The sequence below is a fragment of the Synechococcus sp. H55.10 genome (genome assembly GCF_047502715.1).
In the GTDB taxonomy this organism is placed as follows: Bacteria; Cyanobacteriota; Cyanobacteriia; order Thermostichales; family Thermostichaceae; genus Thermostichus.
Genome location: NZ_JANSJJ010000078.1, coordinates 1 through 968, shown reverse-complemented (window position 1 = coordinate 968; position 968 = coordinate 1). Strand labels below are relative to the sequence as shown.

Genomic DNA, 968 nt, shown 5'->3' with positions numbered 1-968 from the left:
GCAACAGCGAGACCGGCAGGTAGAACATGGCAGGGATCCCAGACTTTCTTCCAGGCTATCAGGCTCCCCCAACTCTAGACAGAGAGGATCCCGCTCTTGTAACAAAAATGACAAACAAGTCTCCTAACTCTGTTAGAGCCCGAAAATTTTCTTGCGAATTTCTTGAATAATTTCGCGACCGGCGCGCCAATCGCTGGGAGTCCTAGATAGAATAATTTGATAGCGCGGATCTCTGTGAAAACGAATCTTGACATGGTTGTCTTCTGAAGTAATCTCAAAACCAAGTCTCTGCAGTTTTCGCTCGTGAGAATCACTCCATTTGCGATAGTCTAAGAACAAATCATCTATAGACCCCATAATATCTTGACGATGTCTGTTGCCTTCCTGTGCATCGTTATATTGAAGCAGATCTTCAAGTATATGCCGAACTCTGCTTTTCTCATGTACTTGATCAATTGCTCTGTGCAAGATTTCCAAAATAAAACTCTTGGCTTCTTGGGGGTAAAATTCTCTCTCAGTTCTTCTCAAAATTATATCTGTTTCCGATGGCTTGCACCTCCTATAATGCCTTGTTCCTTGGGACATTGCAGACACAGTCTCTTGAAAATCTTCTAAGTCAGCCTTCAGCTTCTCTATTTCCTCATCCCTTTGTTGAAGCTGTAGTCTCAGCTCTGTAACCTCGTCTGTGTATGCATAGTGCTGCTTAGCTGAATCGCCTCTAGTTTGTAGCCATCTTTGCTGCTCCGCACGCAGCCTCTCTATCTCTTCCTCTCTTTGGAAGAGTTGGTTCTGTAGCTCTTCAATCCCTGCTTGGAGGTTTTGCACTCGCCGATCTTTGTCTTGGAGCTGTTCCAAAAGCTGCTGCTGCTCGGCCAACTGGGCTTCAAGTTTTTGGAGCCGCCCGCTCCTTTGCTGAAGCTCTTCCCGCAGCCTAGAAAGTTCTTTCTCGCCTTCCTCAATTTGCCAGC

1 protein-coding gene is annotated in these 968 nt (G+C 45.9%); it reads right to left on the bottom strand.

All coding sequences use genetic code 11. From position 1 onward, the window contains the following. Window positions 1-132 precede the first annotated feature (132 nt). Window positions 133-968, bottom strand: an 836-nt coding sequence (locus tag NW858_RS05660) for a hypothetical protein (protein WP_414520087.1), incomplete at its 5' end; no start/stop codon positions are given.